Source organism: Streptomyces sp. 184 (assembly GCF_045781775.1).
In the GTDB taxonomy this organism is placed as follows: Bacteria; Actinomycetota; Actinomycetes; order Streptomycetales; family Streptomycetaceae; genus Streptomyces.
Window position 1 is genome coordinate 8,171,476 of sequence record NZ_CP123230.1, and the last position, 14,922, is coordinate 8,186,397.

General features: G+C 71.4%; 15 protein-coding genes. 6 read left to right on the plus strand and 9 right to left on the minus strand.

Going from position 1 to position 14,922, the window contains the following annotated elements:
• The first annotated feature begins 32 nt into the window (after positions 1-32).
• The 6 genes from murJ to trxA all read left to right on the plus strand — a co-directional run bounded on the left by murJ (position 33) and on the right by trxA (position 7,943).
• A complete protein-coding gene (gene murJ / locus QBL21_RS35055) occupies positions 33-2,831 on the plus strand; it encodes a murein biosynthesis integral membrane protein MurJ (protein ID WP_407566675.1) in 2,799 nt (932 codons plus the stop codon).
• 111 nt (positions 2,832-2,942) lie between these two features.
• A complete protein-coding gene (locus QBL21_RS35060; RefSeq protein ID WP_407566237.1) occupies positions 2,943-4,784 on the plus strand; it encodes a protein kinase family protein in 1,842 nt (613 codons plus the stop codon).
• Positions 4,785-4,818: 34 nt separating this feature from the next.
• Positions 4,819-5,505 carry an RNA polymerase sigma factor SigM gene (gene sigM / locus QBL21_RS35065; protein WP_407566238.1) on the plus strand — a complete coding sequence of 229 codons (687 nt, stop codon included), beginning with the start codon at positions 4,819-4,821 and terminating at the stop codon, positions 5,503-5,505.
• Positions 5,502-6,473: a hypothetical protein gene (locus tag QBL21_RS35070; RefSeq protein ID WP_407566239.1), complete on the plus strand. Its 972-nt coding sequence runs from the start codon at positions 5,502-5,504 to the stop codon at positions 6,471-6,473. Before sigM ends, QBL21_RS35070 begins: the two co-directional genes overlap by 4 nt.
• 120 nt (positions 6,474-6,593) lie before the next feature.
• Complete coding sequence (gene trxB, locus QBL21_RS35075; RefSeq protein WP_407566240.1) at positions 6,594-7,571, plus strand: thioredoxin-disulfide reductase; 978 nt, start codon at positions 6,594-6,596, stop codon at positions 7,569-7,571.
• 12 nt (positions 7,572-7,583) lie between these two features.
• Positions 7,584-7,943 (plus strand): thioredoxin, encoded by a 360-nt coding sequence (trxA, locus tag QBL21_RS35080; protein WP_407566676.1) that lies wholly within the window; start codon positions 7,584-7,586, stop codon positions 7,941-7,943.
• A 112-nt stretch (positions 7,944-8,055) separates the two neighbouring features.
• On the opposite strand, the gene QBL21_RS35085 is transcribed toward trxA, so the two are convergent.
• The 9 genes from QBL21_RS35085 to rpmH form a co-directional block, all read right to left on the minus strand.
• On the minus strand, positions 8,056-8,673 hold the full coding sequence (locus QBL21_RS35085; protein ID WP_407566241.1) for a GNAT family N-acetyltransferase: 618 nt from the start codon (positions 8,671-8,673) through the stop codon (positions 8,056-8,058).
• A gap of 124 nt (positions 8,674-8,797) precedes the next feature.
• On the minus strand, positions 8,798-9,895 hold the full coding sequence (locus tag QBL21_RS35090; protein WP_407566242.1) for a ParB/RepB/Spo0J family partition protein: 1,098 nt from the start codon (positions 9,893-9,895) through the stop codon (positions 8,798-8,800).
• The gene (locus QBL21_RS35095) at positions 9,892-10,932 is read right to left on the minus strand and encodes a ParA family protein (protein ID WP_407566243.1); all 1,041 of its coding nucleotides are present in this window, start codon (positions 10,930-10,932) and stop codon (positions 9,892-9,894) included. The genes QBL21_RS35090 and QBL21_RS35095 overlap by 4 nt, the downstream gene beginning before the upstream one ends.
• Positions 10,933-11,170: 238 nt before the next feature.
• Positions 11,171-11,899, minus strand: a complete 729-nt coding sequence (gene rsmG / locus QBL21_RS35100) for a 16S rRNA (guanine(527)-N(7))-methyltransferase RsmG (RefSeq protein ID WP_407566244.1) — start codon at positions 11,897-11,899, stop codon at positions 11,171-11,173.
• A 109-nt stretch (positions 11,900-12,008) separates the two neighbouring features.
• Positions 12,009-12,524 carry a protein jag gene (locus QBL21_RS35105; RefSeq protein WP_407566677.1) on the minus strand — a complete coding sequence of 172 codons (516 nt, stop codon included), beginning with the start codon at positions 12,522-12,524 and terminating at the stop codon, positions 12,009-12,011.
• Positions 12,525-12,580: 56 nt separating this feature from the next.
• Positions 12,581-13,846: a membrane protein insertase YidC gene (gene yidC, locus QBL21_RS35110; protein WP_407566245.1), complete on the minus strand. Its 1,266-nt coding sequence runs from the start codon at positions 13,844-13,846 to the stop codon at positions 12,581-12,583.
• A gap of 3 nt (positions 13,847-13,849) precedes the next feature.
• Positions 13,850-14,134, minus strand: a complete 285-nt coding sequence (gene yidD, locus QBL21_RS35115) for a membrane protein insertion efficiency factor YidD (protein WP_018838819.1) — start codon at positions 14,132-14,134, stop codon at positions 13,850-13,852.
• Positions 14,131-14,499, minus strand: coding sequence for a ribonuclease P protein component (rnpA, locus tag QBL21_RS35120; RefSeq protein WP_407566246.1), 369 nt, complete (start codon positions 14,497-14,499; stop codon positions 14,131-14,133). The genes yidD and rnpA overlap by 4 nt, the downstream gene beginning before the upstream one ends.
• A gap of 15 nt (positions 14,500-14,514) precedes the next feature.
• Positions 14,515-14,652 carry a 50S ribosomal protein L34 gene (gene rpmH, locus QBL21_RS35125; RefSeq protein ID WP_027773413.1) on the minus strand — a complete coding sequence of 46 codons (138 nt, stop codon included), beginning with the start codon at positions 14,650-14,652 and terminating at the stop codon, positions 14,515-14,517.
• Positions 14,653-14,922: the final 270 nt, after the last annotated feature.

Sequence of the window (14,922 nt, forward strand, 5' to 3'; positions counted from 1 at the left end):
TCCAGGCCGGCCATGACCCTTGTGGGGTGTCGATGAACGCGCCGTACGACGGTGACCGCAGTCAGGGCACCGGCGATCCCGCGAACCTGCCGCCCGCCGGGTCGCCGCCTCCGCCTGCCCACCCGCAGCCCCCGGCCGACCAGCAGAACGCCGACCCGTACGCGCCCGACCCGTACGCGCAGGGGGCCCAGGACCCGTACGCGCCGTACCCGCAGGAGCACTACGCCCCGCCGGCCGCCGACCCGTACGCGCAGGGCGGCCCGGGCCACTACGCGCCTCCCGCCGCTCCCGACCCCTACGCCCAGCACGCACCGCCGGCCCACCCGGGGGCCCCGGACCCGTACGCGCAGCACGGCCAGCCCGGTTACCACAACCAGCAGGGCCAGCCCAGTCAGCACGGTCAGCACGGCCAGCCGCCCCACTACGGCTACCCGCAGCCGCCTCAGCACGGCGGGCCCGCCCAGCAGGGCCACCCCGGTCAGTACGCCCAGCCCGGCCCCCCCGCGCACCAGGGGCAGCCGCAGAGCCCGCACGCGCCCGACCCGTACGGCCGCCCCGCCCAGCCGGGCCAGGACCCCTACGCCCAGCCCGCGGGCCCGCAGGCGCCGCACGACCCCCGCTCCCCGTACCAGCAGCCCGACCCCCGGGCCCCGCAGCACCCGCAGCAGCCGCACCACCCCCAGGGCCACCGGCAGCACCCGCACGCCGCCCCCCAGGACCCGTACGGCCACGCCGCGCAGGCCGCGGCCTCCCCGTCGCCGCCCTACCCCCAGGACCCGTACCTCCAGGACGCCTACGCCCCCGACCCGTACCAGCAGCGCGCCGACCCCCTCGGTGACGCGCTGTACGACCACGCCGCCCACCCCCCGCCGCCTGCGGGCAGCCAGCCCGCGGCCCAGCCGCCGTACCAGCAGCCGCCCTCGCCGCACTACAACCCGGACCCCCGGCTGTGGGCCGGCCCGCCCGCGCCCGAGCCCGACGGCCCCACGCGGCACCTGCGCTACGGCGACCAGGGTGCGCAGTTCGTCGGCGTCGACGACCTCGTCACCCGGGCCGGCGAGCCGGCGCAGCCGGAGCCGGACGCCTTCGCCCACCTCTTCCGCGACCAGCGTGCCCCGCAGCCGCCCCCGATGGGTCTCCAGCCGCAGCCGGCGGGGCCCGCGCCCGTACCGCCGCAGCGCGCCCGCGGCGGCCGGGTCGCGAGCCTGGCCCGCTCCAGCGCCGTCATGGCCGCCGGCACCCTCGTCTCGCGCATCACGGGGTTCCTGCGCACGCTGGTGATCTCCGCGGCCCTCGGCGTCGCCGTCCTCGGCGACACGTACACGGTCGCGTACACGCTGCCGACGATGATCTACATCCTCACCATCGGCGGCGGTCTGAACTCCGTCTTCGTCCCGCAGCTCGTGCGCGCGATGAAGAACGATCCGGACGGCGGCATCGCCTACGCCAACCGGCTGCTGACCCTCGTCTCGGTCATCCTCGGCGGGATGGTCCTCGTCGCCGTCTTCGCCGCCCCGCTGCTCATCCGCGCGATGTCGGTGAAGATCGCGGACAACCCGCAGTCCAACGAGGTCGCGATCACCTTCGCGCAGTACTGCCTGCCCACCATCTTCTTCATGGGCATCCACGTGGTGATGGGGCAGATCCTCAACGCGCGCGGCAGCTTCGGCCCGATGATGTGGACGCCGGTCCTCAACAACATCGTCATCATCGCCACCTTCGGCCTCTTCCTGTGGGTGTACGGCACCTCCGACTCCTCGGCGATGGACGAGAGCACCATCCCGACGGAGGGCGTGCGGCTCCTCGGCGTGGGCACGCTGCTGGGCCTGGTGGTGCAGTCGCTGGCGATGATCCCGTACCTGCGGCAGACGGGCTTCAAGATCCGGCCGCGCTTCGACTGGAAGGGCCACGGCCTCGGCAAGGCGGCCAAGCTCGCCAAGTGGACGTTCCTCTTCGTCCTCGCCAACCAGGCCGGCATGCTCGTCGTCACGCAGCTCGCCACCTGGGCCGGTGAGTCCGCCTCCGAGGTGGGCCACGACGGCACCGGCATCATGGCCTTCCAGAACGCGCTGCTGATCTGGCAGATGCCGCAGGCGATCATCACGGTGTCGGTGATGGCCGCGATGCTGCCGCGCATCTCCCGGGCCGCCGCCGACGGCGAGCCCACGGCGGTGCGCGACGACATCTCGCACGGCCTGCGCACCTCGGCCGTCGCGATCGTGCCGATCGCCTTCGCGCTCGTCGCGCTCGGGATCCCGATGTGCACCCTGCTGTTCGCCGCGGTCGGCAGCGACGCCGCCAGTTCGATCGGATACGTCCTGATGGCCTTCGGCCTCGGGCTGATCCCCTTCTCCGTGCAGTACGTCGTCCTGCGCGGCTTCTACGCCTACGAGGACACCCGCACGCCCTTCTACAACACGCTGATCGTCGCCGCGGTCTTCGCGACCGGCTCGGTGATCGCCTTCGTCCTGCTGCCCGACCGGCACGCGGTCATCGGCATGGCCGCCTGCTACGGCATCGCGTACGCCGTGGGCGTCGGCGTCGCCTGGCGGCGGCTGAAGCAGCGCATGGGCACCAACGACCTGGACGGCGCCCACGTCGTCCGCACATACGCCCGCCTCATCGGCGCCAGCATCCCGGCGGCGCTCGCCGGCGGCGCCACGGCGTGGGCCACGACCAACAAGCTGGGCGACGGCGTCACCGGCTCCATCGCCGCGCTCCTGGCCGGCTCGCTCGTCCTCGGCGTGATCTTCTACGTCGCGGCCCGGCGGATGCGGATCCAGGAGCTGAACGCGATGATGGGGATGGTCCGCGGCCGCCTCGGCCGGTAACCGGGGGCACAACCTTCCGTCATCGCCGTGTGTCGTGGATGACGTGAGGCTGTGGGCACAATTGGCACGGCGCGGCTGCACGACACGAGAGTTGGGGAGGCAGGAACGCCGGTGGCGGAACGGAGCACGGCAGCCGTCGACGGCTCGGCGGCCGACCGCAGCGATGCGGCCGACACGACGAACGCGGCGGACACGGAAGACCCGACAAGCGCTGCGGAGACCCCCGCTGCCGAGGCCACCGACCCGGAACCGCCCGACCCGGGGGCCGGCGCCGCAGAGGCCGGTACCGCGGAGGCAGGCGCTACGGAGGCCGGTGCCGGGGACGGCCCGGCCGGGGAGGCCCCCGACGCGGAGGCCACGGCCGCGCAGCCGCCCGCGCCCGAGGAGCCGCCACGGGGCGGCGTACCCGTCGTCGACATGCACAGCGGCCACAAACTCGCCGCGCGCTACCGGCTGGAGGAGTGCGTCACCCGGCTCGACGGCTTCAGCAGTTGGCGCGCGGTGGACGAGAAGCTGCGCCGCGCGGTCGGCGTCCACGTCCTGGCCGCCGGGCACGCCCACGCCGACGCCGTCCTCGACGCGGCGCGCGCCGCGGCCCTCATCGGCGACCCGCGCTTCGTCCAGGTCCTCGACGCCGTCGAGGAGGACGGCGTCGTCTACGTGGTCCACGAATGGCTCCCCGACGCCACCGAGTTGTCCACGCTGCTCGCCGGCGGAGCACCGATGGAGCCGCACGAGGCGTACGAACTCGTCACGCAGGTCTCCCAGGCGCTGGCCGCGGCCCACCGCAAGGACCTCGCGCACCTGAGGCTGACGCCGTCCGCCGTGCTGCGGACCGGCAGCGGGCAGTGGCGCATCCGCGGGCTGTCCGTGCACGCGGCGCTGTACGGCACCGAGGCGGACGATCCGCAGCGCACCGACACCGAAGCCGTCGGCGCCCTGCTGTACGCCGCGCTGACGGGCCGCTGGCCGTACGAGGGGGACGCCTACGGGCTGGCGGGGCTGCCCAAGCACGTCGGCCTCATCGCCCCGGACCAGGTGCGCGCGGGGGTGCATCGCGGGCTCTCGGAGCTGGCCATGCGCGCGCTGGCGGCCGGCTCCCCCGCCGCCGCGGCACACTCGCGGCCGTGCACGACGCCGGCGGAGCTGAGCGCCGCCTGCGCCGAACTGCCGCGTATCCGTCCCCCGGAGCCGCAGTACCCGCGGCCCGCGCCGTACCAGCAGACGACGTACCAGCAGGGCTACGCGCAGAGCGGTGGCCGCCCGGGCGGGCCCGCCGGGGCGGCAGCCGCCGCCGTGCCGCCGCCCGCTCCGCCCGCGCTCCCGGGCCGGACCGGGAAGGCGGTGAAGTGGTGCGTGTCCGTGCTGCTGATCGTCGCGCTCGCCCTCGGTAGCTGGCAGCTCGCCGACGCCCTCATCAACCACGACGGCCGCAACGGCGACACCGGCAACTCCGCGGCGCAGCCCGGCGGGGGCGGGGGCTCCGGCGGCGGCCGCGAGGCCGGCGGCAAGCCGGTGGAGATCGAGAGCGCCCGGGACTTCGACCCGTACGGCACCGGCAGCGAATCCCCGAGCAGTGTCGCCGCGGCCTACGACTCCGACCCGTCGAGCTACTGGGAGACCAAGTGGTACACCAGCGAGGTCTTCGGGAACCTCAAGGACGGCGTCGGGCTGGTCCTGGACCTCGGTGAGCCGAAGCGCGTCGGCAGCGTGAAGGTGTCCCTCATCGGCGACAGCAAGCTGACCGCCATGGCCACCCCGCAGGACGCGGCGTCGATGCCGACGGACCTCTCCGGTTTCGAGGAGTTCGACGCCGCGAAGGGCACCAATCTGACGCTCAAGCCCACCAAGCCGGTCGTCACCCAGTACGTTCTGCTGTGGCTCACGGAGATTCCGCCGTCGAACGAGGGCAACTTCCGTGGCAAGATCTCCGACATCCGGATTCGGAGCTGAGCAGAAAGCACTCGACGAGGGGGAGGGGTCGGCGTTGGAGAACGCCAGCGGCGGCGAAGTCGACGACCGCACACTCCTCGCCCGCCATGTCTCCGGTGAGGACCCGCACGCCTTCGCCGAGATCGTCCGGCGCCACCGGGACCGGCTGTGGGCCGTGGCGCTCCGCACGCTCGGCGACCGCGAGGAGGCCGCGGACGCGGTGCAGGACGCGCTGCTGTCGGCCTTCCGCGCGGCGCACACCTTCCGCGGCCAGTCCGCCGTCACCACCTGGCTGCACCGCATCACCGTGAACGCCTGTCTGGACCGGGCCCGCAAGGCCGCCAGCCGCCGCGCGGCACCGGTCGCGGACACCGAGCACTTCGAGCAGTTGCTGGAGCCGGAGGAGTCCGCAGAGGCGCCCGCGGAACGGGAGGACACCGGCCGTGAGCTACGCGAGGCGCTGGCGACGCTGCCCGTGGAGCAGCGGGCGGCCCTGGTGCTCGTGGACATGGCCGGCTACCCCGTCGCGGAGGCGGCCGACATCCTCGGCGTTCCCGCGGGTACCGTGAAGAGTCGCTGCGCCCGCGGTCGCGCCCGTCTCCTCCCTCTCGTACGGCATCTGCGGCTGTCCGCCGCGGGCTCCGGGGCGGGGGGACGGAACCCGGCGCCGGGGACATCCGTCCCACCGACGACAGAGCAGAAGGACGTACGCGCGTCGAAGGGCGGAGGTGAGAAGCCGTGACGCAGACCCCGCAGTCCTCCGGGGCCGATGACGGGCACCCGGAGGTCGAGGAACTGGCCGACCTCGCCGAGGGCCTGACGTCCCCGGCCCGCAGCCAGCAGCTCCACCGCCACCTCGACGAGTGCGCCATCTGCCGCGAGATCCGGGACGCCCTCGACGGCGTACGCGGACTCCTCGGCAGCCTCCCGGAGCCGGCCCCGATGCCGGCGGAGGTCGCGGGGCGTATCGACGCCGCACTGGCGGCCGAGGCGCGCTACGCCGTCGATGTGTCGGCCGCCGATGTTTCACGTGAAACCGAGCCGCCGGACACCCACGTACCCGCGCCGCGCGAGGCTGTTTCACGTGAAACACGGCCCGCCCGCTCGCACCGGCGCCCCGCCGCACACCGCGCGGACACCACCGGCCCCGGCCGGCGTGCGCGGCGCTGGCCCCGCGCCGTTCTCGGCGCCGCGGGGGCCGCCGCGCTCGTCGCCCTGACCGTCCTCCTCGTCCAGCTCCCCGGAAGCGGCGACAGCGGCGACGAAGGCGGGGCCGCGGACGTCGCCACCGGCCAGGAGCACACCCAGGAGAACGCCCCCAAGACCGCGCCGAGCGACGCAAGCCGGGGGCCACTGAGCCCCGGCTCGCTGGAGTCCCGGGTCGTCGGCATGCTCCAGCAGCCGGAGCAGCCGGATCGGCGGGAGGGGGGTGGCGCCGGCGAGGGCACGGCCGACAGCGGCGACGGTCCGCTCGTCGCCGAGGGCGACGCCCCGCAGGTTCCCCAGTGCGTACGGGCCGCCGTCAACCGCTCGGAGGCGGTGCTCGCGGCCGATACCGACACGTACGAGGGAACCCCCGTCTACGTCGTCGTGCTGCCGCACACCGGCGCCCCAGAGCGAGTGGACGCCTACGTGGTGGATTCCTCCTGCACAGCCTCCCCGGACCAGCCGGGCGAGATTCTGCACCGCGACACCTTCCGGCGCCCCTGAGCCGCGCCCACCCGCACACGGGAATGTCCGGCCCGTAGGATCCGTTGGGTGGGGTGAGAGGGACGGATTGCAAGCGGTCCCCGCCCCTTCAGGCAGCCGGTCGTAGACAAGGAAGAGTCCGTGAGCGACGTTCGCAACGTGATCATCATCGGCTCGGGGCCGGCGGGCTATACCGCCGCGCTGTACACCGCCCGCGCCGCGCTGCAACCGCTGGTCTTCGAAGGCGCCGTCACCGCCGGTGGCGCGCTCATGAACACCACGGACGTGGAGAACTTCCCGGGGTTCCGCGACGGGATCATGGGCCCCGACCTGATGGACAACATGCGCGCCCAGGCGGAGCGCTTCGGCGCCGAGCTGGTTCCCGACGACGTGGTGGCCGTCGACCTCACCGGCGACATCAAGAACGTCACCGACACCGCGGGCACCGTGCACCGCGCGCGGGCCGTGATCGTCTCCACCGGGTCGCAGCACCGCAAGCTGGGGCTGCCGCGGGAGGACGAACTGTCCGGTCGGGGCATCTCGTGGTGTGCCACCTGTGACGGCTTCTTCTTCCGCGAGCAGGACATCGTGGTCGTCGGCGGCGGCGACACGGCGATGGAGGAGGCCACCTTCCTCTCCCGTTTCGCCAGCAGCGTCACGGTGGTCCACCGCCGGGACAGCCTGCGCGCCAGCAAGGCGATGCAGGAGCGGGCCTTCGCGGACCCGAAGATCTCGTTCATCTGGGACAGCGAGGTCGCCGCCATCCACGGCGGCGACAAGCTCTCCGGTCTGACCCTGCGAAACGTCCGGACCGGCGAGGAGTCCGAGATCGCGGTCACGGGTCTGTTCATCGCCATCGGACACGACCCGCGCACGGAGCTGTTCAAGGGACAGTTGGAGCTCGACGGGGAGGGCTACCTCACGGTCGACGCCCCCTCCACGCGCACCAACCTCACCGGGGTCTTCGCATCGGGCGACGTTGTCGACCACACCTACCGCCAGGCGATCACCGCCGCGGGGACGGGTTGCTCCTCGGCGCTGGACGCCGAGCGCTACCTCGCCGCGATCGCCGACAAGGAGAAGTCGGCGGAGCCGGAGAAGGTCGCAGACGCCGTCTGAGACCGAGTAGCCATCAACGCACAACGACGTAAGGAGTACGCCATGGCCGGTGCCACGGTGACCGCGACCGACGCGGACTTCGAGGAGAAGGTCCTCAAGAGCGACAAGCCCGTGCTGGTGGACTTCTGGGCTGCCTGGTGCGGTCCGTGCCGCCAGATTGCCCCGTCGCTGGAGGCCATCGCCGCGGAGAACCCCGAGAAGATCACCGTCGTCAAGCTCAACATCGACGAGAACCCGGCGACGGCCGCGAAGTACGGGATCATGTCGATCCCGACGATGAACGTCTACCAGAGCGGCGAGGTCGTGAAGACCATCGTCGGCGCCAAGCCGAAGGCCGCCCTGGAGCGCGACCTCAACGAGTTCATCGGCTGACAGAGCGATCCTCGTTTCACGTGAAACGTGAACGTGGCGCGTGAAACGCAGACGCGGACATACGAAGGGCCCGTCCCCGCGGGGACGGGCCCTTCGTCGTGCCGGGCGGGTGTCAGAGGGGCCGCAGCACCGGATCCTTCCGCGCGGCACCGAGGAGCTTGTCGAGCGCCAGCTCCACGTCCTCCTTCCAGGAGATCGCGGAGCGCAGCTCCAGCCGCATCCGGGGATAGCGGGGGTGGGGCCGTACGGTCTTGAAGCCGACCGACACCAGATGGTCCGCCGGCAGCACGCACGCCGGTTCCTTCCAGGCGGCGTCCCCGAACGCTTCGACGGCTTTCACGCCCCGGCGCAGAAGATCCTTGGCGACGGTCTGGACGATGGTCCGGCCGAGACCCTGCCCCTGATACCCGGGGTTGAGCCACGCGGTCATCAGTTGGACGGCGTCGGCCGACACCGGGCTCGTCGGAAAGGCGAGGGAGCGGGGCACGTACGCGGGCGGGGCGTACATCACGAACCCGGCCGGCACATCGTCCACGTAGACGACCCGGCCGCAGGATCCCCACTCCAGCAGAACGGAGGAGATCCAGGCTTCCTTCTCCCCCTCCGGCCGCCCGGCCTTGACGGCGGCTTCACCGTTGACGGGATCCAGCTCCCAGAAGACGCACGAGCGGCAACGCCGGGGGACGTCCGGGAGATTGTCCAGGGTGAGCGGTACGAGCCTTCGCCCCATGGCGCCCGATCCTCTCCTTCACCGGCATCCCCCTCGATACCCGTGTGCATCGTATCCGGAGATGACAAAACAGGCCGCGGATTCATTCCGCGGCCTGTCTCGTCGGGATCGAGAGGGGAGTGGGTCACTCGTCCTCGTCGGCGTCCTCGCCGCTCAGCTTCTTCTCCAGCACCCTGCCCTCGCCGGGTGCCATCGAGCCGAGGATGCGCTCCAGATCCTCTATCGAGGCGAACTCGACGACGATCTTCCCCTTCTTCTGCCCCAGGTCGACCTTCACCCGGGTCTCGAAGCGGTCGGAGAGCCGGGACGCCAGATCGGTCAGCGCCGGAGACATCCGGTTGCCGGCCCGTGGCGCCTTCGGCCGGCGCCCGCTCTTGGGCTCCGACCCCATCAGGGTCACGATCTCCTCGACGGCCCGCACCGACAGCCCCTCGGCCACGATGCGGTGCGCCAGGCGGTCCTGCTCGCCCGCCTCCTCCACGGACAGCAGCGCCCGCGCATGGCCCGCCGAGATCACCCCGGCCGCCACCCGCCGCTGCACGGGCGGCGAGAGCCGCAGCAGCCGCAGCGTGTTGGAGACCTGGGGACGCGAGCGGCCGATCCGGTCCGCAAGCTGGTCGTGCGTGCAGTCGAAGTCCCGGAGCAACTGGTCGTAGGCCGCGGCCTCTTCCAGCGGGTTGAGCTGCGCCCGGTGGAGGTTCTCCAGCAGGGCGTCCAGGAGGAGCTTCTCGTCGTCCGTGGCGCGGACGATCGCGGGGATCCGCTCCATGCCGGCCTCACGGCAGGCACGCCAGCGGCGCTCACCCATGACCAGCTCATAGCGGTCCTGGCCCAGCCGGCGGACGACGACCGGCTGGAGGAGCCCGACCTCCTGGATGGAGGTGACCAGTTCGGCGAGGGAGTCCTCGTCGAACACCTCACGCGGCTGCCGCGGGTTGGGCGTGATGGCGTCCAGCGGAACCTCGGCGAAGTGCGCACCGGCCACTTCGCCGCTCTCCGCGGCACCCTCGACGGCCGGCGGCGCCTCGTAGGCGTGCTCCGGCGGCAGCTCCTCGTACCCCTGGGTCTCGGGCTGCGGCGCCCGCTCCGACACTATGACCGGCACCGCTCCCGGCGACATGGTGGCGCCGCCGACCAGCGGTCCCGAGTCATCGGCGGGAGTGGGAGCGGCGGGGATCAGCGCCCCCAGCCCGCGGCCCAGCCCTCTGCGTCTTTCCGTCACTGAGCCCCTCCGTGCTGCTCGTGATGAGCTTCGCCCTGTACGGGCATACCGCGCATGGCCATCTCGCGGGCCGCCTCCAGATAGGAGAGCGAGCCGCTCGACCCCGGATCGTAGGTGAGGACCGTCTGCCCGTAGCTCGGTGCCTCGGAGATACGGACCGAACGCGGGATGCTCGTCCGCAGCACCTCGGCGCCGAAGTGACCGCGGACCTCGTCCGCCACCTGGGAGGCCAGGCGCGTCCTCCCGTCGTACATCGTCAGGAGGATCGTCGACACATGGAGCCGGGGGTTGAGGTGCCCGCGGACCAGGTCGACGTTGTGCAGCAGTTGACCCAGCCCTTCCAGCGCGTAGTACTCGCACTGGATGGGGATCAGCACCTCGTTGCCCGCCACCATGGCGTTGACGGTCAACAGGCCGAGCGAGGGCGGGCAGTCGATGAAGATGTAGTCCAACGGCTGCTCGTAGGCGTCGATCGCCCGCTGCAACCGGCTCTCCCGCGCCACCAGCGAGACCAACTCGATCTCCGCACCCGCGAGATCGATGGTCGCCGGCGCGCAGAACAGCCCCTCGACATCGGGGACCGGCTGCACCACCTCGGCCAGCGGCCTGGCCTCCACCAGCACGTCGTAGACCGACGGCACCTCCGCATGGTGGTCGACGCCCAGCGCGGTCGAGGCATTGCCCTGCGGATCGAGGTCGACGACCAGCACCCGGGCCCCGTGGAGGGCCAGCGATGCCGCCAGGTTGACCGTGGTGGTGGTCTTGCCGACCCCACCCTTCTGGTTCGCGACGACCATCACACGGGTCTGCGCAGGGCGCGGCAGACCCTGACCGGCCCGCCCGAGCGCCTCTACCGCGAGTTGAGCGGCACGCCCGATCGGAGTGTCGTCCATCGGAGGCGGAGTTTCACGTGAAACATCCGCCGATTCGGAGCGGGGACCGGGGACCGGATCGGCCATCGGTCCCGCGACATTGGCGTCGGACCGCAAGGATTCACTCTCCTCGACTTCAGACTCGCACTGCACAGAGCCTGCCATGCTTTCGGGGTCGCGAACCAGCGAGGCCCGTTCTCCTGTGGATGATTCCTTATCCACAGCCGACTCGCGGGCCTCTCGGGCACCGCGTCCTCGGCTGAGGATCCCGGGGAGCAACGAACGATGTTTCACGTGAAACACGATGCACAGCCCCGCGGGGGCACCACCGCAGCGACACTCCGGTGTATGTACGGTAGGCGGCTTTAATGGACCGATCGGCCCTCTTTCGGATACGAGCAGACTAACGGCGTCGGCCGTGCCCGCCGCGACCGCCCTTCCGAGCAGCCCGCGCCCGCTTCGCGGCGAAGCGCACACCGCCGGGGCTCTCGCCCACCACGGCCCGCACCACGGTCGCCGGGGGGTCGACCGCATCGGCTCCGACCTGCACGATCTCGGTCTCCGTGACGCCGAGCTTGTGCAGCGCGGCCTTCGAGGCGCGCAGTTCCTCCTCGGCGCTCTCGCCCTTGAGCGCCAGCATCTCGCCGTACGGGCGCAGCAGCGGGACGCCCCAGCCGGCCAGCCGGTCCAGCGGGGCCACCGCCCGCGCGGTGACCACATGGACGGGCTCCAGCGTGCCGAGGACCTCCTCGGCCCGGCCGCGCACGACCGTCACCTGCTGCTCAAGGCCCAGCAGCTCGGTGACCTCCTGGAGGAACCGGGTCCGCCGCAGCAGCGGCTCCAGGAGCGTGATCCGCAGGTCGGGACGGACGAGCGCCAGCGGGATGCCCGGCAGCCCGGCGCCCGAGCCGACGTCGCAGACCGCGACGCCCTCGGGCACCACCTCGCCGAGCACCGCGCAGTTCAGCAGGTGCCGCTCCCACAGCCGGGGCACCTCCCGCGGGCCGATCAGCCCGCGCGTCACCGCCGTGTCGGCCAGCAGCTCGGCGTAGCGCACCGCGTCCGGGAGGGCACCGCCGAAGATCTTCTCGGCGGCTTCCGGCGCCGGCGGGAGATCCGCAACATCGGACACGGGGAGGTCCTCTCGCTGGAGCGCTGGCGGTCGAGCGGCGGCAGGTGACAGGGGAGCAGTCTGGGCCGGTCGGGTCAACCGGCCCAGAGGTGAAGCAAGTACGTTTCGGTCAGGCCGGGAGCACGACCACGCGCCGCTCGGGCTCCTCGCCCTCCGACTCGCTGCGCAGCCCGGCGGCCTTCACCGCGTCGTGCACCACCTTGCGCTCGAACGGGGACATCGGCCGCAGCTTCTCCGGCTCGCCGCTCTCCTTCACCCGCTCCACGGCCTCGGTGCCCAGCTCGGTCAGCTCGGCCCGCTTCTGCGCCCGGAACCCGGCGATGTCCAGCATCAGCCGGCTGCGGTCGCCGGTCTCGCGGTGCACGGCCAGCCGCGTCAGCTCCTGGAGCGCCTCCAGCACCTCGCCCTCGCGCCCCACCAGCTTCTGCAACTGTCGGTCGGACGAGCCCTCGCTGATGATCGACACCGAGGCCCGGCCGCCCTCGACGTCCATGTCGATGTCGCCGTCGAGGTCCGCGATGTCGAGCAGTTCCTCCAGATAGTCGGCGGCGATCTCGCCTTCCTGCTCAAGCCGCGTCAGGACGTCCTCGGCCGTGGCCTCGGTCTTCTCGGGCTGGGCCTCGATCTCCGAACCGGCTTCGCCGGTCGCGGAAGCGGTGTCCGTCACGTGGGGACTCCTTCTTACTTCTTCGACGGGTGCTTGGGCCGCTGCGGCCCCTTGCGCTGACCGGACTTCGCGTTACGGGCGTTGCCGCCCGCACCGCCGCGGCCGGATGAGCCGCCCGCCTTCTTCTTCGCGGTGCTCGACGCGGGCTTCTTGTCCTCGGGCTCCGCGGCGTCGCTCTCGTCCTGCTCGTCGGAGCCGCCGGACTGGGCGTGGCTGCGGCGCTGGGACTTCGACTGCCGCTTCGGCTGCTGCCGCCGGCCGGGGTCACCGCCGCCCGGCTTGGCGTCCGCCAGCGGGGTCTCGCTCTTGATCACGGTGCCGTCCGCCTGGGGCAGGAGGTCGTGCTTGGCCAGGGCCGAGACGAACTTCCGCTCGTCGTCGTTGCGGTCCTTGCCCTTGGCGACCATCTGCTTGACGACGTAGCGGTCGCGGCGGCCGCGCACGCCGCCGCGGTCGATGACGTGCTTCTGCATGCGCTCCAGGAGGTGCGCGTAGGACTTGCTGCCCGGGGTGGGGTTCCGCTTGATCACGTACATCTGCTGGCCCATGGACCAGACGTTGGTGGTCAGCCAGTAGATCAGGACGCCGACGGGGAAGTTGATGCCGAAGACGGCGAACATGAGCGGGAAGATGTACATCAGCATCTTCTGCTGCTGCATGAAGGGCGTCTTGACCGTGAGGTCGACGTTCTTCGTCATCAACTGGCGCTGCGTGTAGAACTGCGACCCCGACATCAGCACGATCATGATGACGGTGACGACCCGCACGTCGGCGAGCGTGGCGCCGAGGCTCTCCACCTTGCTCGCGCTGTCCATGAACTTGGCCGCGATCGGCGCCCCGAAGACGTGGGCCTCACGGGCCTGCTCGACCTGCGTGGCGTTGAGGACGCCGACCTCGTTGTTACCGGCGATCTTGTTCAGCACCTGGAAGAGCGCCAGGAAGAAGGGGGACTGGGCGAGGATCGGAAGACAGCTCGAGAGCGGGTTGGTACCCGTCTCCCGGTACAGCTTCATCATCTCCTCGGACTGGCGCTGCTTGTCGTTCTTGTAGCGCTCCTGGATCGCCTTCATCTTCGGCTGAAGAACCTGCATGTTCCGCGTCGCCTTGATCTGCTTCACGAACAGCGGGATCAGCGCGATACGGATCACGACCACCAGCGCCACGATGGACAGCCCCCACGCCCAGCCGCTGGCCTCGTCGAAGACCAGGCTGAACAGCGAGTGGAACTGGACGATGATCCAGGAAACGGCGATATAGAGAGGTTTGAGGACCGTGTCCACGAATCAGGCTCCTTGGGCCTTGGGCTGCGTCTTGCCCAGGCGGCTGCGCAGCCGCTGGTGCCAGACCGGATGCTTGCGGGGCGGAACGTGATCGACTCCGCCGAGCGACCACGGATTGCAGCGCAGGATGCGCCAGGCGGTCAGGCCCGTGCCTTTGACCGCGCCGTGCAGCCGGATCGCCTCATAGCCGTAGTGCGAGCACGACGGGTAGTACTTGCAGACCGGCCCCAGCAGTGGGCTGATGGTCCACTGGTAGAGCTTGATCAACCAAAGCAGCGGATACTTCATCGCGGCGCCCTTCCCAGCAACCGCCCCAGCGCTGCGTCCAGGTCATCGCGCAGCCGGTCGTAGCCGGCCTCCGCGGCGCCAGGCAGCGCCCGTACGACCACCAGGCTACCTGCGGGCAGCAGATCCATCCGATCCCGTAGGAGATGACGCAGGCGACGCTTGACAAGGTTGCGCGCGACCGCGGAACCGACGGCCCTGCTGACGACGAAACCCGCACGCGGCGGGGAGGTGTCCTCCCCGGCGGCATGCGGGTCACCGCCGCTCTTCAGATGTACGACGAGCAGCGGGCGGCCAGCCCGTCGCCCGCGGCGTACCGCTCGGGCAAAGTCCTCGCGCCGCCGCAGCCGGTGCTCAGCGGGCAGCACGAGCACACACCGTGGTCAGGCGGACAGGCGTGCGCGGCCCTTGGTGCGACGGGCCGTGATGATGGCACGGCCGGCGCGGGTACGCATACGCAGCCGGAAGCCGTGCGTCTTGGCACGCTTGCGGTTGTTCGGCTGGAAAGTGCGCTTGCTCACTCGGGGGCTCCAGGAGATTTGTCACGGGTGGTTAGGCGCCGAACGGCTGCCACCGTGCGCCCTCGAGCCGGCTCGTCATCGCCCGACACGTGACATGATCACTGTCGCGGCCTGAGACTGTTCGGAGGCAGGCGGCAGCAGCCGTCGACATCTCGACCTCGACACGGTACGCGGGCGCGTGCCATCCGGTCAAACCGGCCCCGTGCGGCCGACACGCCACCGGACACTGTGCACAGCCTGTGGACAGCGACTTGAATGGTGCAGCTCGGC

Bases quoted from the DNA above. Each gene is read 5' to 3' on its own strand.
- murJ (WP_407566675.1), top strand. From the start codon at position 33: ATGAACGCGCCGTACGACGGTGACCGCAGTCAGGGCACCGGCGATCCC.
- QBL21_RS35085 (WP_407566241.1), bottom strand. From the start codon at position 8,673: ATGGGGCGAAGGCTCGTACCGCTCACCCTGGACAATCTCCCGGACGTC.
- QBL21_RS35095 (WP_407566243.1), bottom strand. From the start codon at position 10,932: ATGGCAGGCTCTGTGCAGTGCGAGTCTGAAGTCGAGGAGAGTGAATCC.
- yidD (WP_018838819.1), bottom strand. From the start codon at position 14,134: ATGAAGTATCCGCTGCTTTGGTTGATCAAGCTCTACCAGTGGACCATC.